The following is a 24,147-nucleotide window of genomic DNA, read 5'->3' as shown; positions in this document are numbered from 1 at the left end:
CGCTTAGCGGCCCATCCGGCGCCGCAGGGAGTCCAGCTGGTCGGTGATCTCCGTCAGGCGCAGCGGCCCGGCGAGGAGGACGACGACGAGCAGCAGTGCGACGGTTCCGGCCCCGACCGCGGTGAAGTCGCCGAAGCGTTCGGCGGCGCGGGCGGCCGCGTACCCGGCGGTGGCCGCCGGTGCGCAGGCGGCCAGCAGCCGCAGGTGGGTCCGTACGGCGCTCGCGCGGCGTTCCGTACGGGTCCCCTCGCGCGGGCCGAGCCTGCGGGCGAGGGTGTACGCGGTCACGGCGGCGCCCGCGAGGAAGGCGACGGAGGAGGCGGCGGCCATGCCGGTGACCGCCCAGCGTGGGGAGAGCAGGAAGTAGGCGGCGGCCGACAGCCCGGCGTTGAGCGCGGCGATGGTGAGGTTGAGGAAGAAGGGGGTCCGGGTGTCGGAGAGGGCGTAGAAGCCGCGCGAGAGCACGTACTGCGCGGAGAAGGCGATCAGGCCGGGGGCGAAGGCGATGAGCATGCCCGCCATGACCTTGATGTCGGCGGCTCCGGTGCGACCGTACTCGAAGACGCTGCCCATCACCCAGGGGGCGAGGGCGGCGAAGAGCGCGGCGGCGGGTACGACGAGGGCGGCGCTGGAACGCAGCGCGTACGAGATGTCGCGGCGCACGGCGCCGAGGTCGCCCTCGGAGGCGGCCGCGCTCATCCGGGGCATCAGGGCGGTGACGAGGGAGACGGTGATGATGCCCTGCGGGACGATCCACAGCTGGTAGGCGTTGCTGTAGGCGGTGTAGCCGGCGCCGCCCGCGAGTCCGGCTGCGACGGCGTGCTGTCCGGTGGTGGTGGACAGCCGGGTGACGACCCAGTAGGCGATCTGGTTGGTCAGGACGAGCATGACCAGCCAGCCGGCGTTGCGCAGCGGGCGGCCGAGGCCGCTGTCGCGCCAGTCGAAGCGGGGGCGCCAGCGGAAGCGGGCGGCGCGCAGCGAGGGGACCAGGGCGAGGGCCTGGACGAGGATGCCGACGGTGGTGCCGAGGCCGAGCAGCCGGGTCTCGGCGGCGGTGAGGCCGTTGGCACCGCCTTGACCGCCCTGGGAGACGTGGAGGAAGAGCCCGAAGACGCCGATGATCACGAGGTTGTTGAGGACCGGGGTCCACATCATCGCGCCGAACCGGCCGCGGGCGTTCAGCACCTGGCCGAGCAGCGTGAAGAGCCCGTAGAAGAGGATCTGCGGCAGGCAGTAGCGGGCCAGGGCCACGGTGGTGTTCGCCTGGGCGCCGCTGTAGTCGGTGTACGCCGAGACGATCAGCGGGGCGGCGAGGACTGCCACGGCGGTGAGCAGCACGAGCGCCGCGGTGCAGGCGGTGAGCAGCCGGTCGGTGTAGGCGGATCCGCCGTCCTCGTGCTCCTTGGCGGCCCGGACCAGTTCGGGAACGAAGACGGCGTTGAGCGCGCCGCCGATGAGCAGCATGTAGAGGATGTTCGGGACCGTGTTGGCGACGGCGTAGCCGTCGCCGAGGAGTCCGGTGCCCAGCGCCGCGACGACGACGGCGGAACGGATGAAGCCGGTGGCGCGGGAGACGATCGAACCGGCCGCCATGAGCGCACCGCTGCGCAGCACCGAGGTCTTCTTCGGTGACGCGCCGCCGGTGTCCGGAGCAGCCGGTCTGGTGTCGGTGGTGGCTGTCACCGGCGGGCCAGGTAGGCCTGGAACGCCTTGTAGAGCGCCGTGTTGGCGTATCCGTCCATCGGTATCTCCCACTCGCCCAGCGTCTCGACGACCTGTCCGCCGGTGCCGAGCTTCCAGCGCAGCAGCCCGAAGGAACGCATCGCGGGGTCGAGGGTGGAGGGTACCCCGCGCATGTCGTATTCGTCCGCTCCCAGGGCATGTGCGTCACACATCATGCGCCACTGCAGGGCGTTGCTGGGCCGCACGTCACGCCGGTGGTCGGCGGAGGCGCCCGTCTGGTACCAGACCCGGCTCCCGGCGACGATCATCGTGTGGGCGGCGAGTACCTCACCCTGGTGGACGCCCAGGTAGAGCCGCATCCGGCCGGGCTCCTCCTCGTTCAGGACCCGGTACTGCTGCTCGTAGTACGCGAGGGAGCGGCCGAGCCGGAAGCCGTCGCGCTCCTCGGTGATCCGCAGCAGCCGGTAGAACTCGGGGAGGTCGGCGGCGCCGCCGACGACCGTCTCCACACCGGCCTTCGCGGCCTTGCGCACATTGCGCCGCCATTCCTGGTTCAGGCCCGACCACAGATCGTCCAGCGAGCGGCCGGCCAGCGGCACCCGGAAGACGTGGCGGGGCTGGGCGTCACCGTCGTCCTCGCCGCCGCAGCGCTTCCAGCCGCGGGCGCGCAGCCGGTCGGCGAGGGCGGCGCCGACCGGGTCCACCTCGGTGGCGAGCACGTCGGAGATCTGCCGGCCGGGCCCGGCGGCCGACTTGGCGGTGGCCGCGTCCCAGCGGCGGTAGGCGGGGGTGGGGCCGATGCGGACCGCGAAGGCACCGGTGGCGCGCAGGTGGCGCTTGAGCGGGGTCAGCCAGCGGTCGATGCGCGGGTCGCACCAGTCGGCGACCGGGCCCTCGGGCAGGTAGGCGAAGTATTTCCGGGTCCCGGGGAATTGACGGTAGAGAACGAGTCCGGCACCCGCGATGTCCCCGTTCGGGTAGTGCCATCCGACCCTTTCGGATCGCCAGAGGTCCTTTACCTCGGCCCAGGAGGGGTACTGGAGAAAGCTCGCCTGCCGGTTCCGGGAAAGGAATTCCCGGTACGCGGGGACGGACAGCGCGCGGACCGTCAGCTCCTGGTCCTGGTCCTGCCGGGCGGTGGTCACGAGCAGTGCACACACGGCTGACGGCCTTCCTGTTCGTCCGGATGAGCGGCTCACAGGACTCTCACAGCCGTCCATGACCGAAGTGCGCGGCGGTGGTGACCGGATGATGACCGTTCCGCTGCGGTCCATGTCACAGGGGAAATACGGACCTTTTCCTCGGTTTTCGCAACCTAGAGTCGTTCCATCCGCTCTCACTTTGCGGACGTTCGTTACTTCGGAGGGGTTTTCGTTGAGCCGCACACGCCGCACACGCCGCACCGCTCGTCATGCCGCCATGGCCGGCACCGCACTCCTGGCCGCCGCGCTGACCGCCTGCTCGGGCGGGGGCGGCGCGGGAGGCGGGACCGGCGGGGCGGAGATGAAGCAGAAGCCGGACATGGCGATATCCGTGAACCTCACGGGTGATCAGGTGAAGGCGGGCGAGCCGGTCAAGGTGACGATCGCCGACGGCAAGCTGGCCCAGGTGAAGGTCACCGACGCCAAGGGCGGTGAGCTGGCCGGGAAGATATCCGACGACGGCAAGACCTGGGCGTCCGAACGCAACGCCGCGCCCGGAACCGACTACAAGGTCGAGGCCCAGAACACCGACAGCCAGAGCGCGACCGCCCAGTTCAAGACGGGCGCCGCCGACAAGGTGAACAAGGTCTCGATCAACCTGCCCAAGGGGAGCACGGTGGGTGTGGCCATGCCCGTCTCACTCGTCTTCGACAACCCGGTGAAGAACAAGGCCGAGGTGGAGAAGCAGCTGAAGGTCACCGCCTCGGACAACACCGAGGGTTCCTGGGGCTGGTTCAAGGACTACTCCGGCAACGACCGGGTGGACTGGCGGCCGAAGGAGTACTGGAAGCCGGGTACCGGCGTGAAGGTCGAGATGAACCTGAACGGCGTGGACTCCGGCCAGGGCGGCGGCCTCTTCGCCCGCGACTACCTCACCGAGTTCACGATAGGCAAGGACCGCCGGATGGAGGTCAGCCTCGACACCAAGACGATGTCGGTGACCGAGGACGGCCAGGTGGTCAAGACGATCCCGGTCTCGGCCGGCACACCGGGCGGCCAGAAGGCCTCCTGGTCCGGGAAGATGGTGCTGATGTCGAAGGAGGGCACCATCCGGATGGACTCCCAGACGGTGGGCCTGGGCGACTCCTACGACAAAATGGTCGACTATTCGATGCGGCTGACCTGGTCGGGGATGTACGTGCACGCGGCGCCGTGGAACGCGGCCAACTTCGGCAGCGCCAACACCAGTTCGGGCTGTGTGGGCATGAGCGACGCCAATGCGGCGTCCTTCTACGCGCAGGTCCAGGTCGGCGACCCCTTCGAGGTGGTGGGCAGCGGATCCAAGGGCAAGGCGGAGCTGGGCAACGGCTACGGCGAGTGGAACCTGTCCTGGGACGAGTGGAAGGCCAAGAGTGCCCTGGCCGGCGCTCCGCAGAACGGCTGAGACGGGCCGACTTGACTCTTGTTCAATTGTTACCACCGCGTAACCTACTCATGGGTTACCACCAGTAAGCCTCTCCCGTTACCGTCGGGTCACTTTGACGACCCGGCGTACGCGAGGAGCACCGATGGAACGCACCACCACCGCAGCGGCCGTGGCGGCCCTGCTGGCGGCAGCCGCCCTGGGCCTGGCCCCCCACCAGGCCCAGGCGGCGCCCGCGCCGGCCGTGGCCCTGGCCTCCGATGCCTCGTCGGAACTGCGTTTCCACGACATTCCGGGCTCCGGGGGCATCACCCTCAAGGGCAACGTCTTCACCCCGGCCGGCGCCCGGGCCGGTCAGAAGTACCCTCTGATCGTGCTGCCCACCAGTTGGGGCATGCCGCAGATCGAATACATCGCCCAGGCCAAGAAGCTCGCCGACTCCGGCTACGTCGTGGTCAGTTACACCTCGCGCGGCTTCTGGCTCTCCGGCGGCGAGATCGAGGTGGCCGGTCCGCCGGACATCGCCGACGTGTCCGCCGTCATCGACTGGGCCCTCGCCCACTCCCCCGCCGACGCGGACCGCATCGGCCTCGGCGGGGTTTCGTACGGCGCCGGCATCAGCCTGCTGGCCTCCGCGCACGATCCGCGGATCAAGGCCGTGGTCGCGCTGAGCGGCTGGGCCGACCTCATCGAATCCATCTACTCCGGCCGCACCCAGCACCTCCAGGCCGCGGGGGTGCTCGGCGCCGCCGGCTATCTCACCGGCCGCCCCGGTCCCGAACTCCAGGCGATCCTCGGCGACTTCCTCGGCTCCAGGCTGGAGAACGAGCAGGCGATGATCGAGTGGGGCAAGAAGCGCTCGGCCGCCGAGAAGGTGGACCGGATCAATGCCAACGGCGCCGCGATCATGCTCGGCAACGCCTGGGGCGACACCATCTTCCCGCCCAACCAGTACGCCGCCTTCTTCGAGCAGCTGACCGGCCCCAAGCGCCTGGAATTCCGCCCCGGCGACCACGCCACCGCCGAGGCCACCGGCCTGCTCGGCCTGCCCAACGACACCTGGACCAACGCCCACCGCTGGTTCGACCGCTACCTCAAGGGTGAGCGCAACGGCGTCGAGACCGAGGCCCCGGTCCAGATCAAGTCCCGCAGCGGCGACGGCTACGAGGGGTACGCCGACTGGAAGTCGGTCGGTTCCGGCGGCACGGAGAGGCTAGCGCTCTCCGACAGCGAACACCTCTTCGCCAATGTCGACTCGGGCGCCAACGGCGGCATCGTCTTCCTCTCCAGCGTCCTCGACCAGTTCGTCAAGGCGCCCCCGGCCGCGTCCATCCCGCTCCTGCCCCGCTCCTTCGCCGCCGTCTGGCAGTCGCCGCGCTACGACGCGGCCCGCCGGATCCGCGGCACCGCCCTGCTGCACACCACCGTCACGCCCACGAAGCCGGACGGCACCTTCGTCGCCTACCTCTACGACGTCGGCCCGCTCGGCATCGGCAAGCTGGTCAGCAACGCCCCGTACACCTTCCACGGCCGCACCCCCGGCCAGGCGTTCGGCGTGGACCTGGAGCTGTTCTCCACCGCCTACGACGTGCCGGAGGGCCACCGGCTCGCCCTCGTCATCGACACCGTCGACCCCCTCTACATCGAGCACAACCCCTCCGGCGCACAGCTGACCTTCTCCTCACCGCGCACCGATCCCTCGTACGTCTCGGTACCTCTGCGCGAGCAGTGATCTGCGGCTGCTGCCGGGCGGGGTGGCTCTCCGGGGCTACTGGTGGCCCGGCAGCACCGGTCCCGGTTCGGGCGGGGCGACCTCCACCGCTCTGGTCTTGAGGCTGCGCCGCTCCTGCTTGGCCACCCACGTGGCGAACCACGAGAGCAGCATGCACATCCCGATGTAGATCGGGGAGATGATCAGGACGACCGGGATGAAGGGCAGGTCGTAGTCGAGGTTGGAGGCGATCAGCTTGCCCGCGTGCAGGAACTCCTCGTAGGTGATCAGAAAACCGAGCGAGGTGTCCTTCAGCGCCACGACCAGCTGGCTGATGATCGCGGGCAGCATCGCCCGGACCGCCTGCGGGGCGAGGACGAAGGTCATCACCTGTGTCTTGCGCATGCCCAGTGCGTACGCCGCTTCGCGCTGCCCCCGTTCCACGGAGTTGATGCCGGTTCGGAAGACCTCGGCGAGCACCGAGCCGTTGTACAGGGTCAGCCCCGCCACCAGCGCGGGCAGCGGCTGGACCTTCAGGGCGACGAAGATGAAGAAGATCATCACGAGCACCGGCATGGCGCGGAAGAACTCCACGCACAGGGTGGCCAGCCAGCGCACCGGCCGGTGGACCGAGAGCCGGCCGGTGGCGAGCACCGCGCCGAGCACGAGCGAGAGCACCGAGGCGTACGCGAAGGCCTTGAGGGTGTTCCACAGGCCGTTGAGCAGCAGTTCCTGGATGCCCGTGTACGCGAAGGGACGCCACTTGGCGGAGGTGAACTGGCCGGTGTCGAAGAGCAGGTGGAGGATCCATCCGAGCAGGGCGAGGATCAGCACCGTCGAGGCGATCCCGTAGAAGAAGTGCCGGCGCCGGGCCCGGGGGCCGGGGATGTCGTAGAGGGCGGTGGACCGCATGGCCCCGTGGAGCGCGTGGGCGGTCATCGGGCGACTCCCCAGCGCATCTCCAGCACGTTGAAGAGCGCGCTGATGGACAGGGTGATGATCAGGTAGCCGACGGCGATCCAGACGAAGGTCCAGATGATGCTGTAGCCCAGCTCGTTGAGGGTCTTGTAGGTGCCCAGCAGCTCGGTGACGCTGAAGGCGCCGGCGATCGCCGAGTTCTTGGCGAGCGCGATCAGGGTGGAGCCGATGGGCGGGATCACCGAGCGGAAGGCCTGCGGGAGGACCACCGTGCCCAGGGTCTGGGCGAAGGACATGCCGAGGCTGCGGGCCGCCTCGCCCTGGCCCTTGGGCACGGTGTTGATGCCCGAGCGCAGCGCCTCGCAGATGAAGGCGGAGGTGTAGCAGCCGAGCGCGAGGACGGCGAAGAGCTGGAAGGGCAGGACCAGGCCGAAGCGCGGCAGGCCCAGCAGGACGGCGAAGAAGAGCAGGGTGAGCGGGGTGTTGCGGAGCACGGCGACCCAGACCGTGCCCAAGGCGCGGAAGGAGCCGACGGGCGCGACCCGGAAGGAGGCCATCACGAAGCCGAGGACCAGGGCCAGCAGGGAGGCGTAGACGGTCAGTTCGACGGTGCCGAGGAACCCTCTCCCGTAGAGCGAGAAGTTGTCGGTGAGTACGTCCATGGCGGTGCCCTCTCCTCTCAGTTCGCCGGGTAGCGGTCGATGGCGGGCGGCGTCGGGGCGGGCACGCCGGACAGGCCGAGGGTGGCCTCGTAGGCCTTCTTCCAGTTGCCGTTCTTCTCCTGTGCTTCCAGGGCGTCGTCGAGGGCGAAGCGCAGTGCGTTGTCGCTGCGCGGGACTCCGATGCCGTAGGGCTCCTTGGAGAAGGGCTCCCCGACGACCTTGAGCTCGTCGGGGACCTTGGCCGCGTAGCCGAGGAGGATCGAGTCGTCGGTGGAGACGGCGTCGACCTGGTAGGTCAGCAGATTGTCGACGCAGACCGAGTAGGTGTCGTAGGCGACGAGGACCGCCTTCGGGAACTCCCTCTGGAGCCGCTGGTAGGGGGTGGAGCCCGCGGCCGAGCAGACCTTCTTGCCCGCCAGGTCGCCGGGGCCCTTGATGTCCTTCTCGTCCTTGCGGACCAGCAGGGACTGGCCGGCCATGTAGTAGGGCCCGGCGAAGCCGACCTGCTTCTTGCGGTTGTCGTTGATCGTGTAGGTGCCGACGTAGTAGTCGATCTGGCCGTTCTGCAGGGCCGTCTCGCGGTTGGCGGAGGCGATCGTCGTGAATTCGATCGTCTTGGGGTCGAAGCCGAGCGAGGCCGCCATCATCTTGGCGATCTCGATGTCGAAGCCGGAGTAGCGGCCGCTGGCGGGGTCCTTCTCGCCCAGGTACGGCTGGTCCTCCTTGGCGCCCACCACCAGGTGGCCTCGGCGCTCGGCCTTCTGCCAGGTGGGTGAGTCGGGCAGTCGGAAGCCGGTCGCGACCTGGTACGAGGGCAGGTCTTCGGGCTGCGGCCCCTTGACCGGGGGGCTGCCGGACCTGCCGCAGCCGGTTGCCGCTCCGGTGCCCGCGAGCAGGAGGAGAGCGAGGGCCAGTGCGCGGATGTGGATCACAGGACCGGCCCCCTCAGTGCTTCAGGATCTTGGAGAGGAAGTCCTTGGCCCGGTCGCTCTCGGGCGCGGTGAAGAACTGCTCCGGGGTCCGGTCCTCCACGATCCTGCCGTCGGCCATGAACACGACCCGGTTGGCGGCGGAGCGGGCGAAGCCCATCTCGTGGGTGACCACGAGCATGGTCATGCCGTCTCGGGCGAGTTGCTGCATGACCTCCAGCACCTCGTTGATCATCTCCGGGTCGAGCGCGGAGGTGGGCTCGTCGAAGAGCAGCACCTTGGGGTTCATGGCGAGGGCGCGGGCGATGGCCACGCGCTGCTGCTGGCCGCCGGAGAGCTGGGCGGGGAACTTGTCGGCCTGGTCGGCGAGGCCGACCCGGTCCAGGAGTTCGCGGGAGCGCTTGTCCGCCTCGTCCTTGCCACGTTTGCGGACCTTGATCTGCGCGAGTGAGACGTTCGCGAGGACGGTCTTGTGCGCGAAGAGGTTGAAGGACTGGAAGACCATTCCGACCTCGGCGCGCAGGTGGGCCAGTTCCTTGCCCTCGGCCGGCAGCGGCTGCCCGTCGATGAGGATCGTGCCGGACTCGATGGTCTCCAGCCGGTTGATCGCCCGGCACAGGGTCGATTTTCCGGAGCCGGAGGGGCCGATGATCACCACCACCTCCCCGCGGCCGACGGTGAGGTTGATGTCCTGGAGGACATGCAACTGCCCGAAGTGCTTGTTGACGTCCCGCAGCTCGATCAACGGATCGACGGCCATGCGCTGCCCTGCCCACTTCTCGGTTATCGAGGTCAGCGCAAACTATCCAGCCAGGATGGGCACTTCACCGCGACACGCCTAAAAGCGGCATAAAGCCTAACGTACTCGCCCGTACCGCCCAGGCGTGAGCGGGCCGTCAGCCCTCGGAGGCCTCGGCGTACGCCTGGCTGAGCTCCGGGGATCCGGTCATCGCCCAGGACACCCCCGACTCGACCACGTTCAGCTCCCGGCCGGAGGCCAGGCGGATCACCGGCTGGCCGTTCGGCCAGACCTGCCAGCCGGCCCCCGGGACGGTCCGCACGATCACGGTCCCGAGGTAGCAGCCCGCGTCGTTGCCGAGCCAGGGTACGGCCTCCGGGTCCCCGCGCCAGCGGGGCATCAGCTGGTCGAGCGCCTCCAAGGAGGCCGGGCTCTGGTCGAGTTCGAGCCCGGCCGCCCTCGCCTGGTCACGCAGCATCTGGCACTCCGAGAACAACTCGGCGATGCCCTCGGGGTCATCCGCGAGAGCGGCCGCGAGCCCCGCACCTTGTTCCGTTTCGTGCCGGTTCAGCCACTTGTCCAGGAAAGGGATGTTCATACTGCCCAGCCTCGCACCAGGACCGGCACCTGGCCACAGGGCGCGCGTGGATCGCAGGGCGGGGATCGAGGCCTGCGGATCGAGACCTGCGGGTCCCGGGCTACGGGGTCGGGCCGGGTTCCAGGTTCAGGTCCACGACGACCGGCGCGTGGTCGGAGGCACCCTTGCCCTTGCGCTCCTCGCGGTCCACGTAGGCGTCGGTGACCGCCTTGACGAAGGGCGCGTTCCCGAACACCAGGTCGATGCGCATGCCCCTGTTCTTCGGGAATGCGAGCATCCGGTAGTCCCAGAAGGTGTAGGCGCGGTCGTACTTGAGGGCGCGCGGCGCCACCTCGGACAGACCGGCGGTGCGCAGCGCCTCCAGGGCGGCCCGCTCGGCCGGGGTGACGTGGGTGGCGCCCTCGAAGACGGCCGGGTCCCAGACGTCCTCGTCGGTCGGGGCCACATTGAAGTCGCCGAGCACCGCGAAGGGGCGGGGGCCGGCCGCGTCTTCGGCGATGGCGGTGGTCAGGGCCTGGAGCCAGCTCAGCTTGTAGCCGTAGTGGTCGTGCGCGACCTCACGGCCGTTGGGCACGTACACCGACCAGACACGCACGCCGCCGCAGGTGGCGGAGATCGCGCGGGGCTCCTGGACGCCCTCGTAGTCCGGGCCGCCGGGCAGCCCCGGGACCACGTCGTCCAGGCCGACCCGGGAGACCAGCGCCACGCCGTTCCACCGGCCGTTGGCGTTGACCGCCGACTCGTAGCCCAGCTCGCGCAGCTCCGCGTGCGGGAACTGCTCCGCGGAGCACTTGGTCTCCTGGATGCACAGGACATCCGTACCGGAGGTCTCCAGCCAGGCCAGCAGGCGCGGCAGCCGGGCGGTGATCGAATTGACGTTGTACGTGGCGATACGCATACGTCCCAACCTACCGCCCGGCACCGACAGTCACAGTTCGGTGGTCTCCCCGGCGGTGAGCCGGCCGTGGTCGGTGCCGCCCAGGGCGGCCAGGGCCGAGTCGTAGACCGGCCGGGCCAGGTCGGCGAGGTAGGCGTCGTGGATGTCGATGGCGCGGCGCGGCTTGACCTCGCGGAGGTAGTCGACCACCTCGGCGATCTTGTTCCAGGGCGCGTGCACCGGGAGCATCAGGGTGTCGACGGCTACCCCCGGGACGGTCAGCGCGTCGCCGGGGTGGAAGAGCGAACCGTCCACGAGGTAGCCGACGTTCGTGATCCGCGGGATGTCCGGATGGATCACGGCGTGCAGCTCGCCGTGCACCTGGACGTCGAAGCCGGCGGCGCTGAAGGTGTCGCCGTGGCCGACGGTGTGCACCCGGCCCGGATAGGCGGGGGCGAGCCGCCCCGCCACACTGCGCAGGGTCCACAGCTCGGCCGCCGGGTTCGCGTCGAGGGCCGCCCGCAGCCGGCCCTCGTCGAAGTGGTCCGGGTGCTCGTGCGTGACGAGCAGGGCGTCCGCCCCCCGTCCCGCGTCCGGTTCGCTGAAGGCGCCCGGGTCGATGACGAGGGTGCGTCCGTCCTTCTCCAGCTGGACGCAGGAATGCAGCCGCTTGGTGAACTTCATGATCCCAGGCTAGCCCGGGACCGCCGGGCCCGCGGCACTACGGAGTCGCGGTGCCAGGGAGTCGCGGTGCTAGGGAGTCGCGGTGCTAGGGAGTCGCGGTGCTAGGGAGTCGTGGTGGAGACCACGTACACCTTGGGATGAGCGGTGTCCGTGAGGTCGACCGTGATGTCCCGGGTGGGGCGCGGGTTCGGCTGCTCCAGGGTGATGCCGTGCCACGAGGCCTTCGGGCTCCAGCTCCAGCCGGCGACCTCGGCGTCGTGCGGGGAGATCGCGACGCCGGGGGTCAGTGCGTGGCGGCTGGTGCCGGCGCCGGCCAGGAAGGCGTCCAGGTCCTGCGGGGTGACCGCGAACTGCGTGAACAGCCGGCTGGTGCGCCAGTTGTTGGTCTCCAGGAACCCGACCCGCCAGGCCTGCGGCGGGATGGGCACCTCGTAGATGCTGCGCTGCACCTTGGAGGGCCAGCCGGGGCGCACCTTGGTCGCACCGACCTTGGCCGCCTTGTCCCGGCCGCTCTGGCGGCTCTGCTGGGCGGAGATCGCGAGATAGCCCGCGGGGACGCCGACCAGCAGCAGGATGATGATCGCTGTGATCCAGCGGCGCCGGACGACGTGCCTGCGGTTCTCGGCCGGGGGCCGCGGCGCGCCGGCGGCCTGGTGGGGCGGGGTGGGTGGTGTCACTTCTTTTCCTGGTCCTCGGAGCCGGTGCCGCCGCCTGAGCCGCTGCCCGTACCGGTGGTGCCGCGCCGGCCCAGCTGCGCGTAACGCTCGTACCGCTCGACCCGCCTGCGGGTGGCGCGGCGAAAGCGCCGGGCGACGAGCCGGGCGAGGTCGGCGGCGCCGACCATACCGGCCTCGGGGCCGAGCTCGGCCTTGGCGATGCGGGCCTCGGGCCGGTAGCCGCGGCCGGTGAGGTGGCGGCGGAAGGCGTCGCGGGCGGGACCGATCAGCAGGTCGTCGGCGGCGCTGACGCCGCCGCCGATGACGAAGCAGGAGGGGTCGAGGGCGGCGGCGAGGTTGGCGATGCCGACCCCCAGCCACTGGCCGATGTCCTGGAGCAGCTCGACGCACATGGCGTCGCCCTCGCGGGCCAGCTCGGTGATGAGCGGCCCGGTGATCTCGGAGACGTTGCCGCCGACCCTGGCGATGATGTTGTGCGCGACCGGGGAGTCGGCCGCGGCCAGCTCGCGCGCCTCGCGGACCAGGGCGTTGCCCGAGCTGTACTGCTCCCAGCAGCCCCGGTTGCCGCAGGGGCAGCGGTGGCCCCCGGGGACGACCTGCATGTGGCCGAATTCGCCGGCCACCCCGTACCGGCCGCGCTTGACCTGGCCGCCTTCGAGGATGGCGCCGCCGATGCCGGTGCCGAGCGTGATCATGACGAGGTGGTCCTCGCCGCGGCCGGCGCCGAAGCGCCATTCGGCCCAGGCGGCGGTGTTGGCGTCGTTGTCCACCATGACCGGGACCGCGAGCCGCGACTGGAGGGCGTCGCGCAGCGGCTCGTCGCGCCAGGCCAGGTGGGGTGCGAACAGCACGCGCGAGCGGTCGGCGTCGACCCAGCCCGCCGCCCCGATGCCGACGGCGTGCACGTCGTGGCGGTCGGAGAGGTCGAGGACGAGCTCGACGATGGTGTCCTCGACGACCTTGGCGCTCTTGGACTTGTCCGGCGTCTCGGCGCGGATCTTCTCCAGGATGATGCCGTCGGCGTCGACGACGCCGGCCATCACCTTGGTGCCGCCGATGTCGATGCCGACGGTGGGGACGCGCGGGGCGGTCAGGTGCGACCGGCGCTCACGGGTCCCGACGGTCCGCAGGACGGTGCCTCGCGCCGCGCCCCGGTGGGCGAGCGTGAAGTCCCGGTACGTGCTCATCGAGTCGTGCCGTCCCTCATGATGCGGTGGTGCCGGACGTGGCGCCCGGGCCTGGTGTCGTGCCGTCTGGCGCTGATTCTGCCACTCGCTCCAGCTCGTGGCTCAGTTCGTCGAGCTCGGAGCCGCCCGCCATCTGCCGGGTGAGCTCGTCCAGCGTGATGGAGTCGCGGGTGTGGCTGCCCGCCATGGTGCCGCGCTTGAGGAGGACGAAACGGTCCCCGACCAGGTGTGCGTGGTGCGGGTTGTGCGTGATGAGGACCACGCCGAGGCCCGCGTCACGGGCGGCCGCGACGTACTTGAGGACCACGCCGGACTGCTTCACGCCGAGGGCGGCGGTCGGCTCGTCCAGGACGAGGACCTTCGCGCCGAAGTAGACGGCGCGGGCGATGGCCACGCACTGCCGTTCACCGCCCGACAGGGTGCCGATCGGCTGGTCCACGTCGCGCAGGTCGATGCCCATCCGCAGCAGCTCGGCGCGGGTGGTCGCGCGCATGCGCTCCACGTCGAGGCGGCGGAAGGGGCCGCGGCCCTTGGTGGGCTCGGAGCCGAGGAAGAAGTTCCGCCAGACGGGCATGAGCGGGACGACGGCGAGGTCCTGGTAGACGGTGGCGATGCCCAGGTCGAGGGCGGCTCGCGGGTTGGCGAGCACGGTCTCCTCGCCCTCGATCTCGAAGGTGCCGGCGTCGTGCCGGTGCAGCCCCGCGATGATCTTGATGAGGGTGGACTTGCCCGCGCCGTTGTCGCCGAGGACGCAGGTGATCTCGCCCGCCGAGACCTCCAGGGAGACGCCTTGGAGGGCGCGGATGTTGCCGTAGTACTTGGTGACGTCGGTCAGCTTGACGAGCGCGGGCCCGGTCGTGGTCGTGGCCGTGGTCATGGTCACTTCGCCTCCGCCCGCTTGCGCACCCACGCGTTGAGCAGCGTGGCCAGCAGGAGCATCGCGCCGAGGAAGAACTTGAACCAGTCCGGGTTCCACTGGGCGTAGACGATGCCGTTGCTGGTCATGCCGAAGATGAAGGCGCCGACGGCCGAGCCGATGGCGGAGCCGTAGCCGCCGGTCATCAGACAGCCGCCGATGACGGCCGCGATGATGTAGAGGAACTCGTTGCCGACGCCCTCGCCGGACTGCACCACGTCGAACGAGAAGAGGATGTGCTGTCCCGCGATCCAGGCGCACAGGGCGACGCCCATGTAGAGGCCGATACGGGTCTTCACGACCGGCACGCCGACCGCCCGGGCCGCGTCGGCCCCGCCGCCCACCGCGAAGATCCAGTTGCCGGCGCGGGTGCGCAGCAGGATCCAGGTCGCCACGGCGACCAGGACGAGCCACCACACGACGGTGACCTTGAGGGTGACCGAGCCGATGGTCCACTGCGAGGCGAACAGGGCCCTCGCCGAGGAGAAGCCCTCCATGTCGGCGATGGTCTTGGTGGAGACCGAGCCGCTGACCAGCTTGGTGAAGCCGAGGTTCAGGCCGGTCAGCATCAGGAAGGTGCCGAGGGTGATGATGAAGCTCGGCAGCTTGGTACGGGTCAGCATGAAGCCGTTGAAGAAGCCGAGGGCCAGGGTAACCAGCAGCGACACCAGGACGCCGACCCAGATGTTGGCGGTCATCTGGTAGCTGAACATCGAGCTGAGCAGCGCCGAGGTGGTGACCATGACACCGGCGGACAGGTCGAACTCGCCGCCGATCATCAGCAGTGCCACCGGGACCGCCATGATCCCGATGGTGGAGGCCGAGTACAGGATCGTGCTCAGGCTGGAGGCGCGCAGGAAGCTGTCGGCGGCGAAGGAGAAGAAGACGAAGACGGCGGCGGCGCCGACGACCGCGCCCAGCTCGGGGCGGCCGAGCAGTCTGCGGACCAGCGAGGCGGGCGCGAGCCGTTCGTCCACGGCCGTGACCGCGCTCATCGGCTGCCCCGCTTGATGAACTCCTCCAGCTTGGCGGCTTCGGCGGCGGTGACGATCTGCGGCCCGGTGAGGACCGGGCGGCCGCCGCCGAGCACGTCCGCGTTGTAGCGGTAGAGCCAGAGCAGGTCCACGGCCTGGTAGCCCTGGAGATAGGGCTGCTGGTCGACGGCGAAGCCGAGGGCGCCGGACCTGAGGTCGCGGGCGACGGAGTCGTTGAGGTCGAAGGTGTCCACCTCGGCCTCGCTGCCCGCCGCCTCCTTCGCCTTGATCGCGGTGGGGGCGAAGGGCGCACCGAGGGTGAGGATCGCGTCGACGTCCGGGTCGGCCTGGAGCTTGGCCTGGAGGGACGCCTGGACGGAGGGCATGTTGGTGCCCTCGACGTACAGGTTCTCCAGCGTGCCGTCGAAGGTCTTCTTGGCTCCCGCGCAGCGCTGCTCGTGGCCGACGTTGCCCTGTTCGTGCAGGACGCAGACGGCCCGCTTCTTGCCGCGCCTGGTCAGCTCGGTGCCGACGGCCTCGCCCGCGATCTCCTCGTCCTGGCCGATGTGGGTGAGGGCGCCGTACTGGGCGGACTGGGCGGAGCCGGAGTTGACCGTGATCACCGGGATGCCGGCCTTGACGGCCTTGGCGACGACGTCCTTGAGCGCCTCGGGCTTGGCGAGGCTGACGATGATTCCGTCGGCCTTCTGGTCGATGGCGTTCTGCACGAACTGCGCCTGCTGCTGCGCCTGGTCGTCGTGGGAGTAGACGAAGTTGATGTTGTCCTTCGCCGCGGCCTCCTTGGCGCCCTTCTGGACGATGTCCCAGAAGGTGTCGCCATCGCCCGCGTGGGTGACCATCGCGAAGGTCCAGCGCGGGGTGGAGACGGCCGGCCGGCCCTGCTCGGCGGCCTTCGCCCGCTCCTCGGCGCGCTTGCCGCCGGTACTGCTGCAGCCCGCCAGCGAGGCTCCCAGTACCGCCGCGAGCACGGCGCCGACGACGCGTACCCCTGTCCGAACCCTAGCCACGTCGCCGTGCCCTTCCCTCGTCACCATTTCGGTCATTCCGGTTCCAGCCGCCCAGTATCCGCCACAGTGGACCATGCGGGGTCATCGGGGCATGCGCGGGCAGATTGACAGGCCCCCCGGACGGGGTCACGTTGAGTGCATGCGCATCGGGATCATCGGGACCGGCCGGATCGGGTCCTTCCACGCGGCGGCCCTGGCCCGTCGGCCGGACGCCGGCTCGCTCCTGCTCGCCGACGCCGACCCGGCGCGGGCGGCGCGCCTCGCCAACCGGCTCGGGGCCACCGCCGCCCCCTCCGTGGAGCAGGTCTTCACCTGGGGCGTGGACGCGGTGGTGGTGGCCTGCGCCACCACGGGGCACGCGGAGCTGGTCGTACGGGCGGTGCGCGGCGGGCTGCCGGTGTTCTGCGAGAAGCCCGTGGCCCCGGATCTGGCCGGGTCCCTGGCGGTCCTGCGGGAGGTGGAGGCCGCGGACGGGGTGCTCCAGGTGGGCTTCATGCGCCGCTTCGACGCGGGCTACGGCACGGCCCGGGAGCTGGTCCGTTCGGGCGCCCTGGGACGCCTGCACACCGTACGGACGATGACGGCCGATCCCGCGCCGCCGGCCGCCGCCTATCTGGCGACCTCCGGCGGGCTGTACCGGGACTGCCTGGTGCACGACTTCGACATGGTCCGCTGGGTGACCGGCCGTGAGGTGGCGGAGGTGTACGCGGCCGGGTCGGACGCCGGTCCGGCGCGGTTCCGGGAGACGGGCGACATCGACACGGCGGCGGCCCTGCTCACGCTGGACGACGGGACGCTCGTCTCCTCGACCGGTACCCGGTGCAACGGCGCGGGGTACGACGTGCGGATGGAGCTGGCCGGGGAGCTGGACCAGGTCTCCGTCGGGCTGGACGACCGTACGCCGATCGCCTCGACGGAACCGCACGGCCCGCCCCCCGCGAGCAAGCCGTGGACCGGGTTCCTGGAGCGGTTCGCCCCCGCGTACGAGGCGGAGCTGGCGGCCTTCGTCCACCTGGTCCGGGGGGAGGGCCCCAACGCCTGCGACGGCCGGGAGGCGCTCGCCGCGCTCCGGGTCGCGGAGGCGTGCGAGCTCTCGCGCCGGGACCGGCGCCGGGTGCGGCTGGAGGAGCTGGCGGACCTGTGAGCGGCGCGCTGCGGGGGCGGGCATCCGCCGCGGCTACCGGCGCACCGTGAAGCGCTCCAGCCGGCTCCACCGGGCGGACGGTGTGGACGGGGTGGACCGGGCGATCGGACGGGCTTCCGGAACGGACATGGAGGTCATGGTAGGGCCGCCGATCGCGTCTCCCGGGGCGGGTTTCGGACAATCCCTCAGCTGCCCGCGCGGCGGCCCCACGCGGTGCCGGCCAGGACGAGGGCGGCGCCGGCGAAACCGACGGGGCCCAGGTGCTCGCCGCCGATCGCGATGCCGGCGGCGGCCGCCCACAGGGGCTCCGTGCCGAGCAGCAGGCTGACGCGGGAGGGCGAGGTGCGGCGTACGGCCCACATCTGCACGAAGAAGGCGAAGAGGGTGCAGAAGACGGAGAGGAAGACCAGGCCCGCCCACTCGGCCGCGCCGAAGTCGGCGGCGGCGGCCAGGGGACTCGCGCCGGTGCCGGGCACGGCGGCCAGCAGGGCGAAGACGAGCAGGGCGCTGCCCAGCTGAACCGTGGTCAGGGAGAGCGAGTCGGCGTCCTGAACCGCCTTGACGCGGGCCATCAGCAGTACGTGCAGCGTCCGGGCGAGGGCGGCGCAGAGGATGAGCAGGTCACCGAGGCCGGGTGCGGTGAATCCGCCGCCCTGGGTCAGCAGCACGACTCCGGCGACGGAGACGGCGGCGGCGCCGAGGAAGGCGGCCGACGGGGCCTCGCGCCGTACGGCGGCCTCCGCGAGTGGGGTGAAGATCATGGTGAGGCTGATGATCAGACCGGCGTTGGTGGCGGAGGTGTGGACGACCCCGAAGGTCTCCAGCAGGAAGATCCCGCCCAGTACGAGTCCCAGCAGCCCGGCGCCGCGCAGCTGGTCGGGGGTCAGCGCCCGGAGCCTGCGCCGTCCGGCGAACGACCAGGACGGGCAGCACGAGCGCGAAGCGCAGCACGAGCACGGCGATGACGGTGTGCGTGGTGGTGATGCCCTTGGCGGCGAGGTAGCTGCCGCCCCATACGACGGCGACGGCCAGGACGGGCAGATCGGCCCACCAGGTCCGGCGGCGGGCGGCGCGGTCTTCCGCGGCAGCGGCGGGCGAGGTCACGGTCACGGTCACGGTCACCGGGGTGTCTCCAACGGCGGGAAGCGGGTGGAGACTTCGGCGGCTCGCACGGGTGCGCGCTCACGCTACCCGAGCCGATCACGCCGGTCGACCCCTTTGCGGCCCGCCTCGGCGGGCACCCCGGGATCGTCGCCATGGCCGGCCTGCCCGCCCGTGACCTCGCGTTCTGCCGCGACGAAGCCGCGCCGGAGGCAGCGCTCGCGAAGGCCCGGCGCCGGCCGGCGCCCGCCGCGGAGGACTGCCCGGAGGACCGGGCGCAGGACCGGGCGCAGGACCGGGCGCAGGACCGGGCGCAGGACGACGCCTGCGCTGCGTACGAGCCGTGCCCGCTCCTCGCGGCCCGGGAGCCGGCCGCACGCCTCGGGGACCTGCTCGTCCTGCGCGAGGGGCGCGTGGTCCAGCCCGCCCGGATCCCCGCCGCCGCCCTCGCCTCAGGCGCCGAAGGTGCCGAAGGTGGCGCGGCCCGTGGGGCGGTAGGTGTGGATGGCCGTGCCACTGCCGGTGGTACGGGAGCCCGTCAGTTCGCAGGCCGTGGGCAGGCCGCCGGTCGGGAACAGCTTGCGCCCCGCGCCCAGGAACACCGGGTAGACCAGCAGGTTCAGCTCCTCCACGAGATCCCTGGCCAGCAGCCACTGAGCCAGCATTCCGCTGCCGTGCACCTGGAGCTCGCCCTCGGTGGCGTCCTTCACCCGCACGATCTCGCTCTGCAGCTGCTCCCCGTCGAGCACGGTGGTCCCGGCCCATGCCGGCTCCTTGAGCGTGGTCGAGGCCACGTACTTCGGCAGACGGTTGAGCCGGCTCGCGATCGGGTCGTCGGGATCGGTCTGCTGCGGCCAGTAGCCCGCGAAGATCTCGTACGTCCGGCGCCCGAGCAGGAAGGCCGCGGCCCGGTCGAAGACCTCGTCCATGAACTCGCCCATGCCCTCGTCGGCGAACGGCACGAGCCAGCCGCCGTACGCGAAGCCGCCGCTGCGGTCCTCTTCCGGCCCGCCGGGGGCCTGCATCACGCCGTCGAGGGTCAGGAAGGTGGTGAGGGTCAGCTTGCCCATGGCTCTGCGCTCCTTGCTCGGTCGTCGTTACACGGATTCAGACTCCCCGGCCGGGCGGAACTCATCGGTGCGGCGCGCGAGAACACCGTGTCCGATTCCTGCCGCCGCCCGGCACGGAATCTCGTTTCATTGAACCCGCAACGACCTCTAGTTCCGGGCGTTGTGGACCATCAGCCAGATGCCCGCCACGGCCGTCGCACCCGTCAGGGTCCACCCCAGTCCTCCCATCCGGTAGACGCCGAGGACGTCGTACAGGACGCTGAGATACGGCACGGTCAGTACGAGCCACCCCGGAACCAGAGGGCCCAGCGGGGCTCCCCCGAGGGCCAGCAGGCCGGCGCCCAGCAGGAGCCAGCCCAGGAACAGCCACCCCAGGAAGGCGAACTCGGAGGGCGCCAGGTACGTCTCCGTGTGGCCCCCCACTTCCATCCTGACCACGACCCCCTGCCAGATGCGCAGCGCGGCGATGTCTCCGCGGTCCACATCGCGGTAGGCCCCCTGGTCGACGCCCAGCGACTGGGTGCGCTGCGGGAAACGGACTTCCACGTCGTAGTGGGTGGTGCACGACTCCACACCGTTGCCGTCCCTCGTGCAGGACTGACGGGTGTTCTTGCCCACGATCTCGCCCGTGGTCTGCGCGACGCAGCCGTCCGCGGCCTCCCAGGGCGTGCCGACGGGGCACAGGGAGGCGTTCTGGTACACGATCGTGGCCCGGCGGTTCACCTCGACCCGCTCCACACAGAGGATGAGCAGCGGCACCACGGCCACCGGCGTCAGGACGCGCGCGACGATGAGAAGCCACCGGCCATGGCGCCTCAGCCAGAGCCTGCTCTCCCGATATATCCGCACGGCCGCCCCCCACCTGGACCCCCGAACTCCTGGCCCGACCAGGGTAGGGCTCCAAAGCCCTTGCGCGCGGAGGAATTTCGGCGCGGCGACGCCGACGGGGCGCACCGGTGACCGGTGCGCCCCGTCGGGCTGTGCCTGCGCCTCGGGGGTGTCGGCCCCCGGGGCGTCAGCGAGGTGGTGGCGTCAGCCGCCCAGCTCCTGGTGGCGGGAGGCGTGCGCGGCGGCGCCCGCCTCCGTCAGCGAGCCGTACAGGCGCAGGCGGGAGAAGCCGCCGTCCGGGAAGATGTCGATCCGGACGTGCGTGCCGACGGCCGGGGCGTCCAGTACGAAGCGGTGGTTGGTGTCGGGCTGCAGGCGGGTGCGCGGCAGGAACTCCGTCCACTCGCCCTCCTCGCCCGTCTTGATGGACAGCGAGGCCCAGCCGGCCGAGTTGCCCTTGAGGTAGGCGGTGTCGATCTCGACGGCGCGGATCTCGGACTCGGCGACGAGCTGGTACCGGATCCAGTCGTTACCGTTGTCACGGCGGCGGGCGGTCTCCCAGCCGTCGTCCATCTTGCGGGAGCGGCCCGGGTTGATGGTGTTGGTCGGCGGGGAGTAGAAGCGGTTGGACGCGTCCTCCACCGAGCCGCCGTTCTCCAGCGCGACGACGTCGAAGGTGCCGAGCGCGGCGAGCCACTTCGGGTCGGGGCGGACCTCGCCGTAGACGCGCAGGCGAGCGACGCCACCGTCCGGGTGCTGGTTCAGGCGCAGGTGCGTGAAGCGCTGCTCGACGGTGACCTCGAAGCCGTTGGCCGCGTGGCCGCCGACGGGGGTGCGCTCGACGAGGGTGGTCCACTTGACGTCGCTGGAGAGGAGTTCCTCCGCCGTCGGGGAGCCTTCCACCGAGGCGCCCTGGACCGATACGGCCTGCGGCATGTTGCCGCGGAAGTGGGCGGTGTCCACGACGATGCCGCGGATGACGCCGGGGGCGCCGAGGCGGATCAGGGCGTAGTCGTGGTCCTCGGGGGTCGGCCAGGGCTGCTCGGCGGAGATGCCGCGGCGGCGGCGGGTCTCCCAGCCGTCCATGACCTTGCCCTTGTGGCCGAAGTGCTCGGGGTCGAAGTGCGCGGCCTCGGCTATGAGCAGGTTCTCGCGCTCGGCGAAGAACTCGTCGTTGGCGGCGATGACACCGGCGCCCAGCTCACGGGCGGCGAGGTTCGCGTACTGCGTGAACGGGAAGTCCGCGGTGCGGTAGTCCGCGTACGGGTCGCCGCCTCCGTACGGGTTCGCGTTGCCGGTGAAGGAAGCCAGAGGAGTCGAGCGCTGTGCCACTGTCAGTTCTGCCTTTCGAGGAGGAGGCCCGTGGGCTCGGTCGGGGTGCCGTGGTCGGCGATCTGCGTACCCCGCAGCCAGGTGGACTTCACGACGCCGTGCAGGGTCTTGCCCGCGTACGCCGTGATCCGGTTGCGGTGGTGGAGTTCCGCGGGATCCACGGTGAAGGTCTCTTCGGGTGCCACGACGGCGAAGTCCGCGTCGCGGCCGGCTTCGATCGCGCCCTTCTGCGTCAGGCCGGCGAGGACGGCCGGAGCGGAGGACATCCAGCGCACGACGTCCTCCAGGGAATGTCCGCGACGGCGCGCCTCGGTCCAGATCGCCGGGAGGCCCAGCTGGAGGGAGGAGATGCCGCCCCACGCGGTGGCGAAGTCACCGGTCTTCAGGTCCGCGGTGGAGGGCGAGTGGTCGGAGACGATGCAGTCGATGGTGCCGTCGGCCAGCGCGTCCCACAGGAGGTCCTGGTTGGCGGCCTCGCGGATGGGCGGGCAGCACTTGAACTCGGTGGCACCGTCCGGGACTTCCTCGGCCGTGAGGGTGAGGAAGTGCGGGCAGGACTCGACGGTGATCCGCACGCCCTCCGCCTTGGCGGCGGCGATCAGCGGCAGCGCGTCGCTGGAGGACAGGTGCAGGACGTGGACGCGGGCGTTCAGTCGCCTGGCCTGGTCGATCAGGTTCTGGATCGCGGTGTTCTCGGCGTCCCGGGGGCGGGAGGCGAGGAAGTCCGCGTACTTGGGGCCCGGGTTCTGCGGGGCCGACTCCAGGTGGTGGGGGTCCTCGGCGTGCACGATGAGCAGTCCGCCGAAGCCGGTGATCTCGGCGAGGGAGATGGCCAGCTGCTCCTGGTCGAGCTCGGGGAACTCCTCCACGCCCGACGGAGACAGGAAGCACTTGAAGCCGTAGACGCCCGCGTCGTGCAGGGGGCGGAGGTCCTTGACGTTGTCCGGCAGGGCGCCGCCCCAGAAGCCGACGTCCACGTGCGCCTTGGCGCGGGCGACCTCCTGCTTGACGCGCAGGTTCTCGGTCGTGGTCGTGGGCGGCAGGGAGTTCAGCGGCATGTCGAGGATCGTGGTGATGCCTCCGGCCGCCGCGGCGCGGGTGGCCGTCCAGAAGCCTTCCCACTCGGTGCGGCCCGGGTCGTTCACGTGGACGTGGGTGTCGACCAGGCCGGGGAGCAGGACGTCGTCACCGAAGTCTTCCAGCCGGGCACCGGCCGGAACCTCGGCCTCGTACGGCAGCACGGCCGCGATCTTCCCGTCGGCGACGGCGACCGAAGCGGCGCGCGTCCCCTCGGGGGTGATGACACGCGTCGAGCGCAGTACCAGTTCCACAGCCACGTCAGACACCCGCAACCTCCCCATCTACTTCCACAGAGCGAAATTCAACGTTCTGTTGACGGAGTCTTCACGCCGATCCGGGACCCGTCAAGAGCGCCCGGACGGTCGACCGACCCGACCCCGCCGCAATTGGATGTTTCCACAGGATGGAATTAAGATTTCACTCTACAGAATGTAGCTACCACCACGGGGTCCCGCACCGGCACCTCACCGCGGCCGTTCGCCACCCGGACAAAACCGCCTCTGACCGGCGGGGACGGCATTGCCCGGCTCTAGGGCCGACGCCGACCGACCGGTAGGCTGCTCTCTTGCCTGCCAGCACCGAAAGGACCGCGCCGTGCCGACGTCCAGCGCCAGCACCACCGACGCTTCCGCCAAGCCCACCGCCGCCAGCGGTGGCGTCCAGTCCCTTGAGCGCGCCTTCGATCTGCTCGAACGCATGGCCGACGCGGGAGGCGAAGTCGGCCTCAGCGAGCTCTCCGCCGCCAGCGGTCTGCCGCTGCCGACCATCCACCGCCTCATGCGCACCCTCGTGGCGTGCGGCTATGTCCGCCAGCAGCCCAACCGACGGTACTCCCTCGGCCCCCGGCTCATCCGGCTCGGCGAGTCCGCCTCCAGGCTGCTCGGCACGTGGGCCCGCCCCTACCTCGCCCGCCTGGTCGAGGAGACCGGCGAGACGGCGAACATGGCCCTGCTCGACGGGGACGAGATCGTCTACGTCGCGCAGGTTCCGTCCAAGCACTCCATGCGCATGTTCACCGAGGTCGGCCGCCGGGTGCTGCCGCACTCCACCGGTGTCGGCAAGGCGCTCCTCGCCTACACCCCCGCCGACGAGGTACGCGCCCTGCTCGCCCGCACCGGGATGCCGGCCGCGACCGAGAGGACCATCACCACGCCCGAGGGCTTCCTCGAAGCGCTGGAGCAGGTCCGCAAGGTGGGCTACGCGGTCGACGACAACGAGCAGGAGATAGGAGTCCGCTGCCTCGCCGTCTCGGTGCCGAACTCGCCGACCCCGGCGGCGATCTCCATCTCGGGCCCGGCCGGCCGGGTGACCGAGGCTCTCAACGACTCGATCGTGCCGATCCTGCAAGGTGTCGCGGCCGAGCTGTCGGTGGTTCTGTCGAACCAAAACCCCGCCTAGCGGACGGCCCGTGACGGCCCCGGCTCCCCTCCGCCCGGAGGGGAGC

The 24,147-nt window shown here is 70.8% G+C and carries 22 protein-coding genes and 1 pseudogene; 4 read left to right on the top strand and 19 right to left on the bottom strand.

Annotated elements, in window-relative coordinates:
* Nucleotides 1–3: 3 nt before the first annotated feature.
* Complete coding sequence (gene murJ, locus ABZX75_RS23095; protein ID WP_355413495.1) at nt 4–1,614, bottom strand: murein biosynthesis integral membrane protein MurJ; 1,611 nt, start codon at nt 1,612–1,614, stop codon at nt 4–6.
* A 65-nt stretch (nt 1,615–1,679) separates the two neighbouring features.
* Nucleotides 1,680–2,843, bottom strand: coding sequence for a peptidoglycan bridge formation glycyltransferase FemA/FemB family protein (locus ABZX75_RS23090; RefSeq protein ID WP_355413438.1), 1,164 nt, complete (start codon nt 2,841–2,843; stop codon nt 1,680–1,682).
* Nucleotides 2,844–3,102: 259 nt separating this feature from the next.
* On the opposite strand from ABZX75_RS23090, the gene ABZX75_RS23085 reads away from it, so the two are divergent.
* Together ABZX75_RS23085 and ABZX75_RS23080 are read left to right on the top strand one after the other, a co-directional pair.
* Nucleotides 3,103–4,269 carry an Ig-like domain-containing protein gene (locus ABZX75_RS23085; protein ID WP_355413436.1) on the top strand — a complete coding sequence of 389 codons (1,167 nt, stop codon included), beginning with the start codon at nt 3,103–3,105 and terminating at the stop codon, nt 4,267–4,269.
* 124 nt (nt 4,270–4,393) lie between these two features.
* Nucleotides 4,394–5,980 carry a CocE/NonD family hydrolase gene (locus ABZX75_RS23080; protein WP_355413434.1) on the top strand — a complete coding sequence of 529 codons (1,587 nt, stop codon included), beginning with the start codon at nt 4,394–4,396 and terminating at the stop codon, nt 5,978–5,980.
* A 36-nt stretch (nt 5,981–6,016) separates the two neighbouring features.
* Here ABZX75_RS23080 and ABZX75_RS23075 read toward each other — a convergent pair whose 3' ends face one another.
* From ABZX75_RS23075 to ABZX75_RS23020, 12 genes are all read right to left on the bottom strand, one after another.
* A complete protein-coding gene (locus tag ABZX75_RS23075) occupies nt 6,017–6,898 on the bottom strand; it encodes an amino acid ABC transporter permease (protein WP_355413432.1) in 882 nt (293 codons plus the stop codon).
* Entirely contained in the window at nt 6,895–7,539 is a 645-nt protein-coding gene (locus ABZX75_RS23070) for an amino acid ABC transporter permease (protein ID WP_355413430.1), read from the bottom strand. The genes ABZX75_RS23075 and ABZX75_RS23070 overlap by 4 nt, the downstream gene beginning before the upstream one ends.
* Before the next feature lie 17 nt (nt 7,540–7,556).
* Nucleotides 7,557–8,462, bottom strand: coding sequence for a glutamate ABC transporter substrate-binding protein (locus tag ABZX75_RS23065; protein WP_355413493.1), 906 nt, complete (start codon nt 8,460–8,462; stop codon nt 7,557–7,559).
* 22 nt (nt 8,463–8,484) lie between these two features.
* Nucleotides 8,485–9,228 (bottom strand): amino acid ABC transporter ATP-binding protein, encoded by a 744-nt coding sequence (locus tag ABZX75_RS23060; protein WP_355413428.1) that lies wholly within the window; start codon nt 9,226–9,228, stop codon nt 8,485–8,487.
* A gap of 136 nt (nt 9,229–9,364) precedes the next feature.
* The gene (locus ABZX75_RS23055) at nt 9,365–9,805 is read right to left on the bottom strand and encodes a DUF6278 family protein (protein ID WP_355413426.1); all 441 of its coding nucleotides are present in this window, start codon (nt 9,803–9,805) and stop codon (nt 9,365–9,367) included.
* Between the two features lie 100 nt (nt 9,806–9,905).
* Nucleotides 9,906–10,703 (bottom strand): exodeoxyribonuclease III, encoded by a 798-nt coding sequence (locus tag ABZX75_RS23050; RefSeq protein WP_355413424.1) that lies wholly within the window; start codon nt 10,701–10,703, stop codon nt 9,906–9,908.
* 30 nt (nt 10,704–10,733) lie between these two features.
* Entirely contained in the window at nt 10,734–11,366 is a 633-nt protein-coding gene (locus ABZX75_RS23045; RefSeq protein WP_355413422.1) for an MBL fold metallo-hydrolase, read from the bottom strand.
* 101 nt (nt 11,367–11,467) lie between these two features.
* Complete coding sequence (locus ABZX75_RS23040; protein ID WP_355413420.1) at nt 11,468–12,043, bottom strand: hypothetical protein; 576 nt, start codon at nt 12,041–12,043, stop codon at nt 11,468–11,470.
* On the bottom strand, nt 12,040–13,230 hold the full coding sequence (locus tag ABZX75_RS23035; protein WP_355413418.1) for an ROK family glucokinase: 1,191 nt from the start codon (nt 13,228–13,230) through the stop codon (nt 12,040–12,042). Before ABZX75_RS23035 ends, ABZX75_RS23040 begins: the two co-directional genes overlap by 4 nt.
* Before the next feature lie 16 nt (nt 13,231–13,246).
* Nucleotides 13,247–14,107, bottom strand: a complete 861-nt coding sequence (locus ABZX75_RS23030; RefSeq protein WP_355413416.1) for an ATP-binding cassette domain-containing protein — start codon at nt 14,105–14,107, stop codon at nt 13,247–13,249.
* Between the two features lie 2 nt (nt 14,108–14,109).
* The gene (locus tag ABZX75_RS23025) at nt 14,110–15,141 is read right to left on the bottom strand and encodes an ABC transporter permease (protein ID WP_355413414.1); all 1,032 of its coding nucleotides are present in this window, start codon (nt 15,139–15,141) and stop codon (nt 14,110–14,112) included.
* Nucleotides 15,138–16,175 carry a sugar ABC transporter substrate-binding protein gene (locus ABZX75_RS23020; protein ID WP_355413491.1) on the bottom strand — a complete coding sequence of 346 codons (1,038 nt, stop codon included), beginning with the start codon at nt 16,173–16,175 and terminating at the stop codon, nt 15,138–15,140. The genes ABZX75_RS23025 and ABZX75_RS23020 overlap by 4 nt, the downstream gene beginning before the upstream one ends.
* Nucleotides 16,176–16,287: 112 nt before the next feature.
* Here ABZX75_RS23020 and ABZX75_RS23015 point away from each other — a divergent pair, with 112 nt between their 5' ends.
* Complete coding sequence (locus ABZX75_RS23015; protein WP_355413412.1) at nt 16,288–17,292, top strand: Gfo/Idh/MocA family oxidoreductase; 1,005 nt, start codon at nt 16,288–16,290, stop codon at nt 17,290–17,292.
* A gap of 185 nt (nt 17,293–17,477) precedes the next feature.
* On the opposite strand, the pseudogene ABZX75_RS23010 reads toward ABZX75_RS23015, so the two are convergent.
* The 5 genes and pseudogenes from ABZX75_RS23010 to allB all read right to left on the bottom strand — a co-directional run bounded on the left by ABZX75_RS23010 (nt 17,478) and on the right by allB (nt 22,969).
* Nucleotides 17,478–18,396 (bottom strand): annotated as a pseudogene (locus ABZX75_RS23010) (DMT family transporter).
* A gap of 449 nt (nt 18,397–18,845) precedes the next feature.
* Nucleotides 18,846–19,463, bottom strand: a complete 618-nt coding sequence (locus tag ABZX75_RS23005; protein ID WP_355413410.1) for a dihydrofolate reductase family protein — start codon at nt 19,461–19,463, stop codon at nt 18,846–18,848.
* 147 nt (nt 19,464–19,610) lie between these two features.
* Nucleotides 19,611–20,312 (bottom strand): hypothetical protein, encoded by a 702-nt coding sequence (locus ABZX75_RS23000; RefSeq protein WP_355413408.1) that lies wholly within the window; start codon nt 20,310–20,312, stop codon nt 19,611–19,613.
* Nucleotides 20,313–20,495: 183 nt separating this feature from the next.
* Nucleotides 20,496–21,623, bottom strand: a complete 1,128-nt coding sequence (alc, locus tag ABZX75_RS22995) for an allantoicase (protein WP_355413406.1) — start codon at nt 21,621–21,623, stop codon at nt 20,496–20,498.
* Between the two features lie 2 nt (nt 21,624–21,625).
* Nucleotides 21,626–22,969 (bottom strand): allantoinase AllB, encoded by a 1,344-nt coding sequence (gene allB, locus ABZX75_RS22990; protein ID WP_355413404.1) that lies wholly within the window; start codon nt 22,967–22,969, stop codon nt 21,626–21,628.
* 328 nt (nt 22,970–23,297) lie between these two features.
* Between allB and ABZX75_RS22985 the strand changes: the two genes are divergently transcribed.
* Complete coding sequence (locus ABZX75_RS22985; RefSeq protein ID WP_355413402.1) at nt 23,298–24,101, top strand: IclR family transcriptional regulator; 804 nt, start codon at nt 23,298–23,300, stop codon at nt 24,099–24,101.
* The last annotated feature ends 46 nt before the right edge of the window (nt 24,102–24,147 follow it).

Source organism: Streptomyces sp. NPDC003038 (assembly GCF_040611115.1).
Classification (GTDB): domain Bacteria; phylum Actinomycetota; class Actinomycetes; order Streptomycetales; family Streptomycetaceae; genus Streptomyces.
The sequence above is the reverse complement of the archived record's forward strand: the minus strand, read 5'-3'. Positions and strand labels throughout refer to the sequence as shown.

Coding starts and splice junctions, on each gene's coding strand:
- ABZX75_RS23045 (WP_355413422.1), bottom strand. CDS start 11,366: ATGAAGTTCACCAAGCGGCTGCATTCCTGCGTCCAGCTGGAGAAGGAC.
- ABZX75_RS23080 (WP_355413434.1), top strand. CDS start 4,394: ATGGAACGCACCACCACCGCAGCGGCCGTGGCGGCCCTGCTGGCGGCA.
- ABZX75_RS23035 (WP_355413418.1), bottom strand. CDS start 13,230: ATGAGCACGTACCGGGACTTCACGCTCGCCCACCGGGGCGCGGCGCGA.
- ABZX75_RS23050 (WP_355413424.1), bottom strand. CDS start 10,703: ATGCGTATCGCCACGTACAACGTCAATTCGATCACCGCCCGGCTGCCG.
- ABZX75_RS23025 (WP_355413414.1), bottom strand. CDS start 15,141: ATGAGCGCGGTCACGGCCGTGGACGAACGGCTCGCGCCCGCCTCGCTG.
- ABZX75_RS23070 (WP_355413430.1), bottom strand. CDS start 7,539: ATGGACGTACTCACCGACAACTTCTCGCTCTACGGGAGAGGGTTCCTC.
- ABZX75_RS23060 (WP_355413428.1), bottom strand. CDS start 9,228: ATGGCCGTCGATCCGTTGATCGAGCTGCGGGACGTCAACAAGCACTTC.
- ABZX75_RS23075 (WP_355413432.1), bottom strand. CDS start 6,898: ATGACCGCCCACGCGCTCCACGGGGCCATGCGGTCCACCGCCCTCTAC.
- ABZX75_RS23085 (WP_355413436.1), top strand. CDS start 3,103: ATGGCCGGCACCGCACTCCTGGCCGCCGCGCTGACCGCCTGCTCGGGC.
- ABZX75_RS23005 (WP_355413410.1), bottom strand. CDS start 19,463: ATGGGCAAGCTGACCCTCACCACCTTCCTGACCCTCGACGGCGTGATG.
- ABZX75_RS23055 (WP_355413426.1), bottom strand. CDS start 9,805: ATGAACATCCCTTTCCTGGACAAGTGGCTGAACCGGCACGAAACGGAA.
- ABZX75_RS23015 (WP_355413412.1), top strand. CDS start 16,288: ATGCGCATCGGGATCATCGGGACCGGCCGGATCGGGTCCTTCCACGCG.
- ABZX75_RS23020 (WP_355413491.1), bottom strand. CDS start 16,175: ATGGTGACGAGGGAAGGGCACGGCGACGTGGCTAGGGTTCGGACAGGG.
- ABZX75_RS23030 (WP_355413416.1), bottom strand. CDS start 14,107: ATGACCACGGCCACGACCACGACCGGGCCCGCGCTCGTCAAGCTGACC.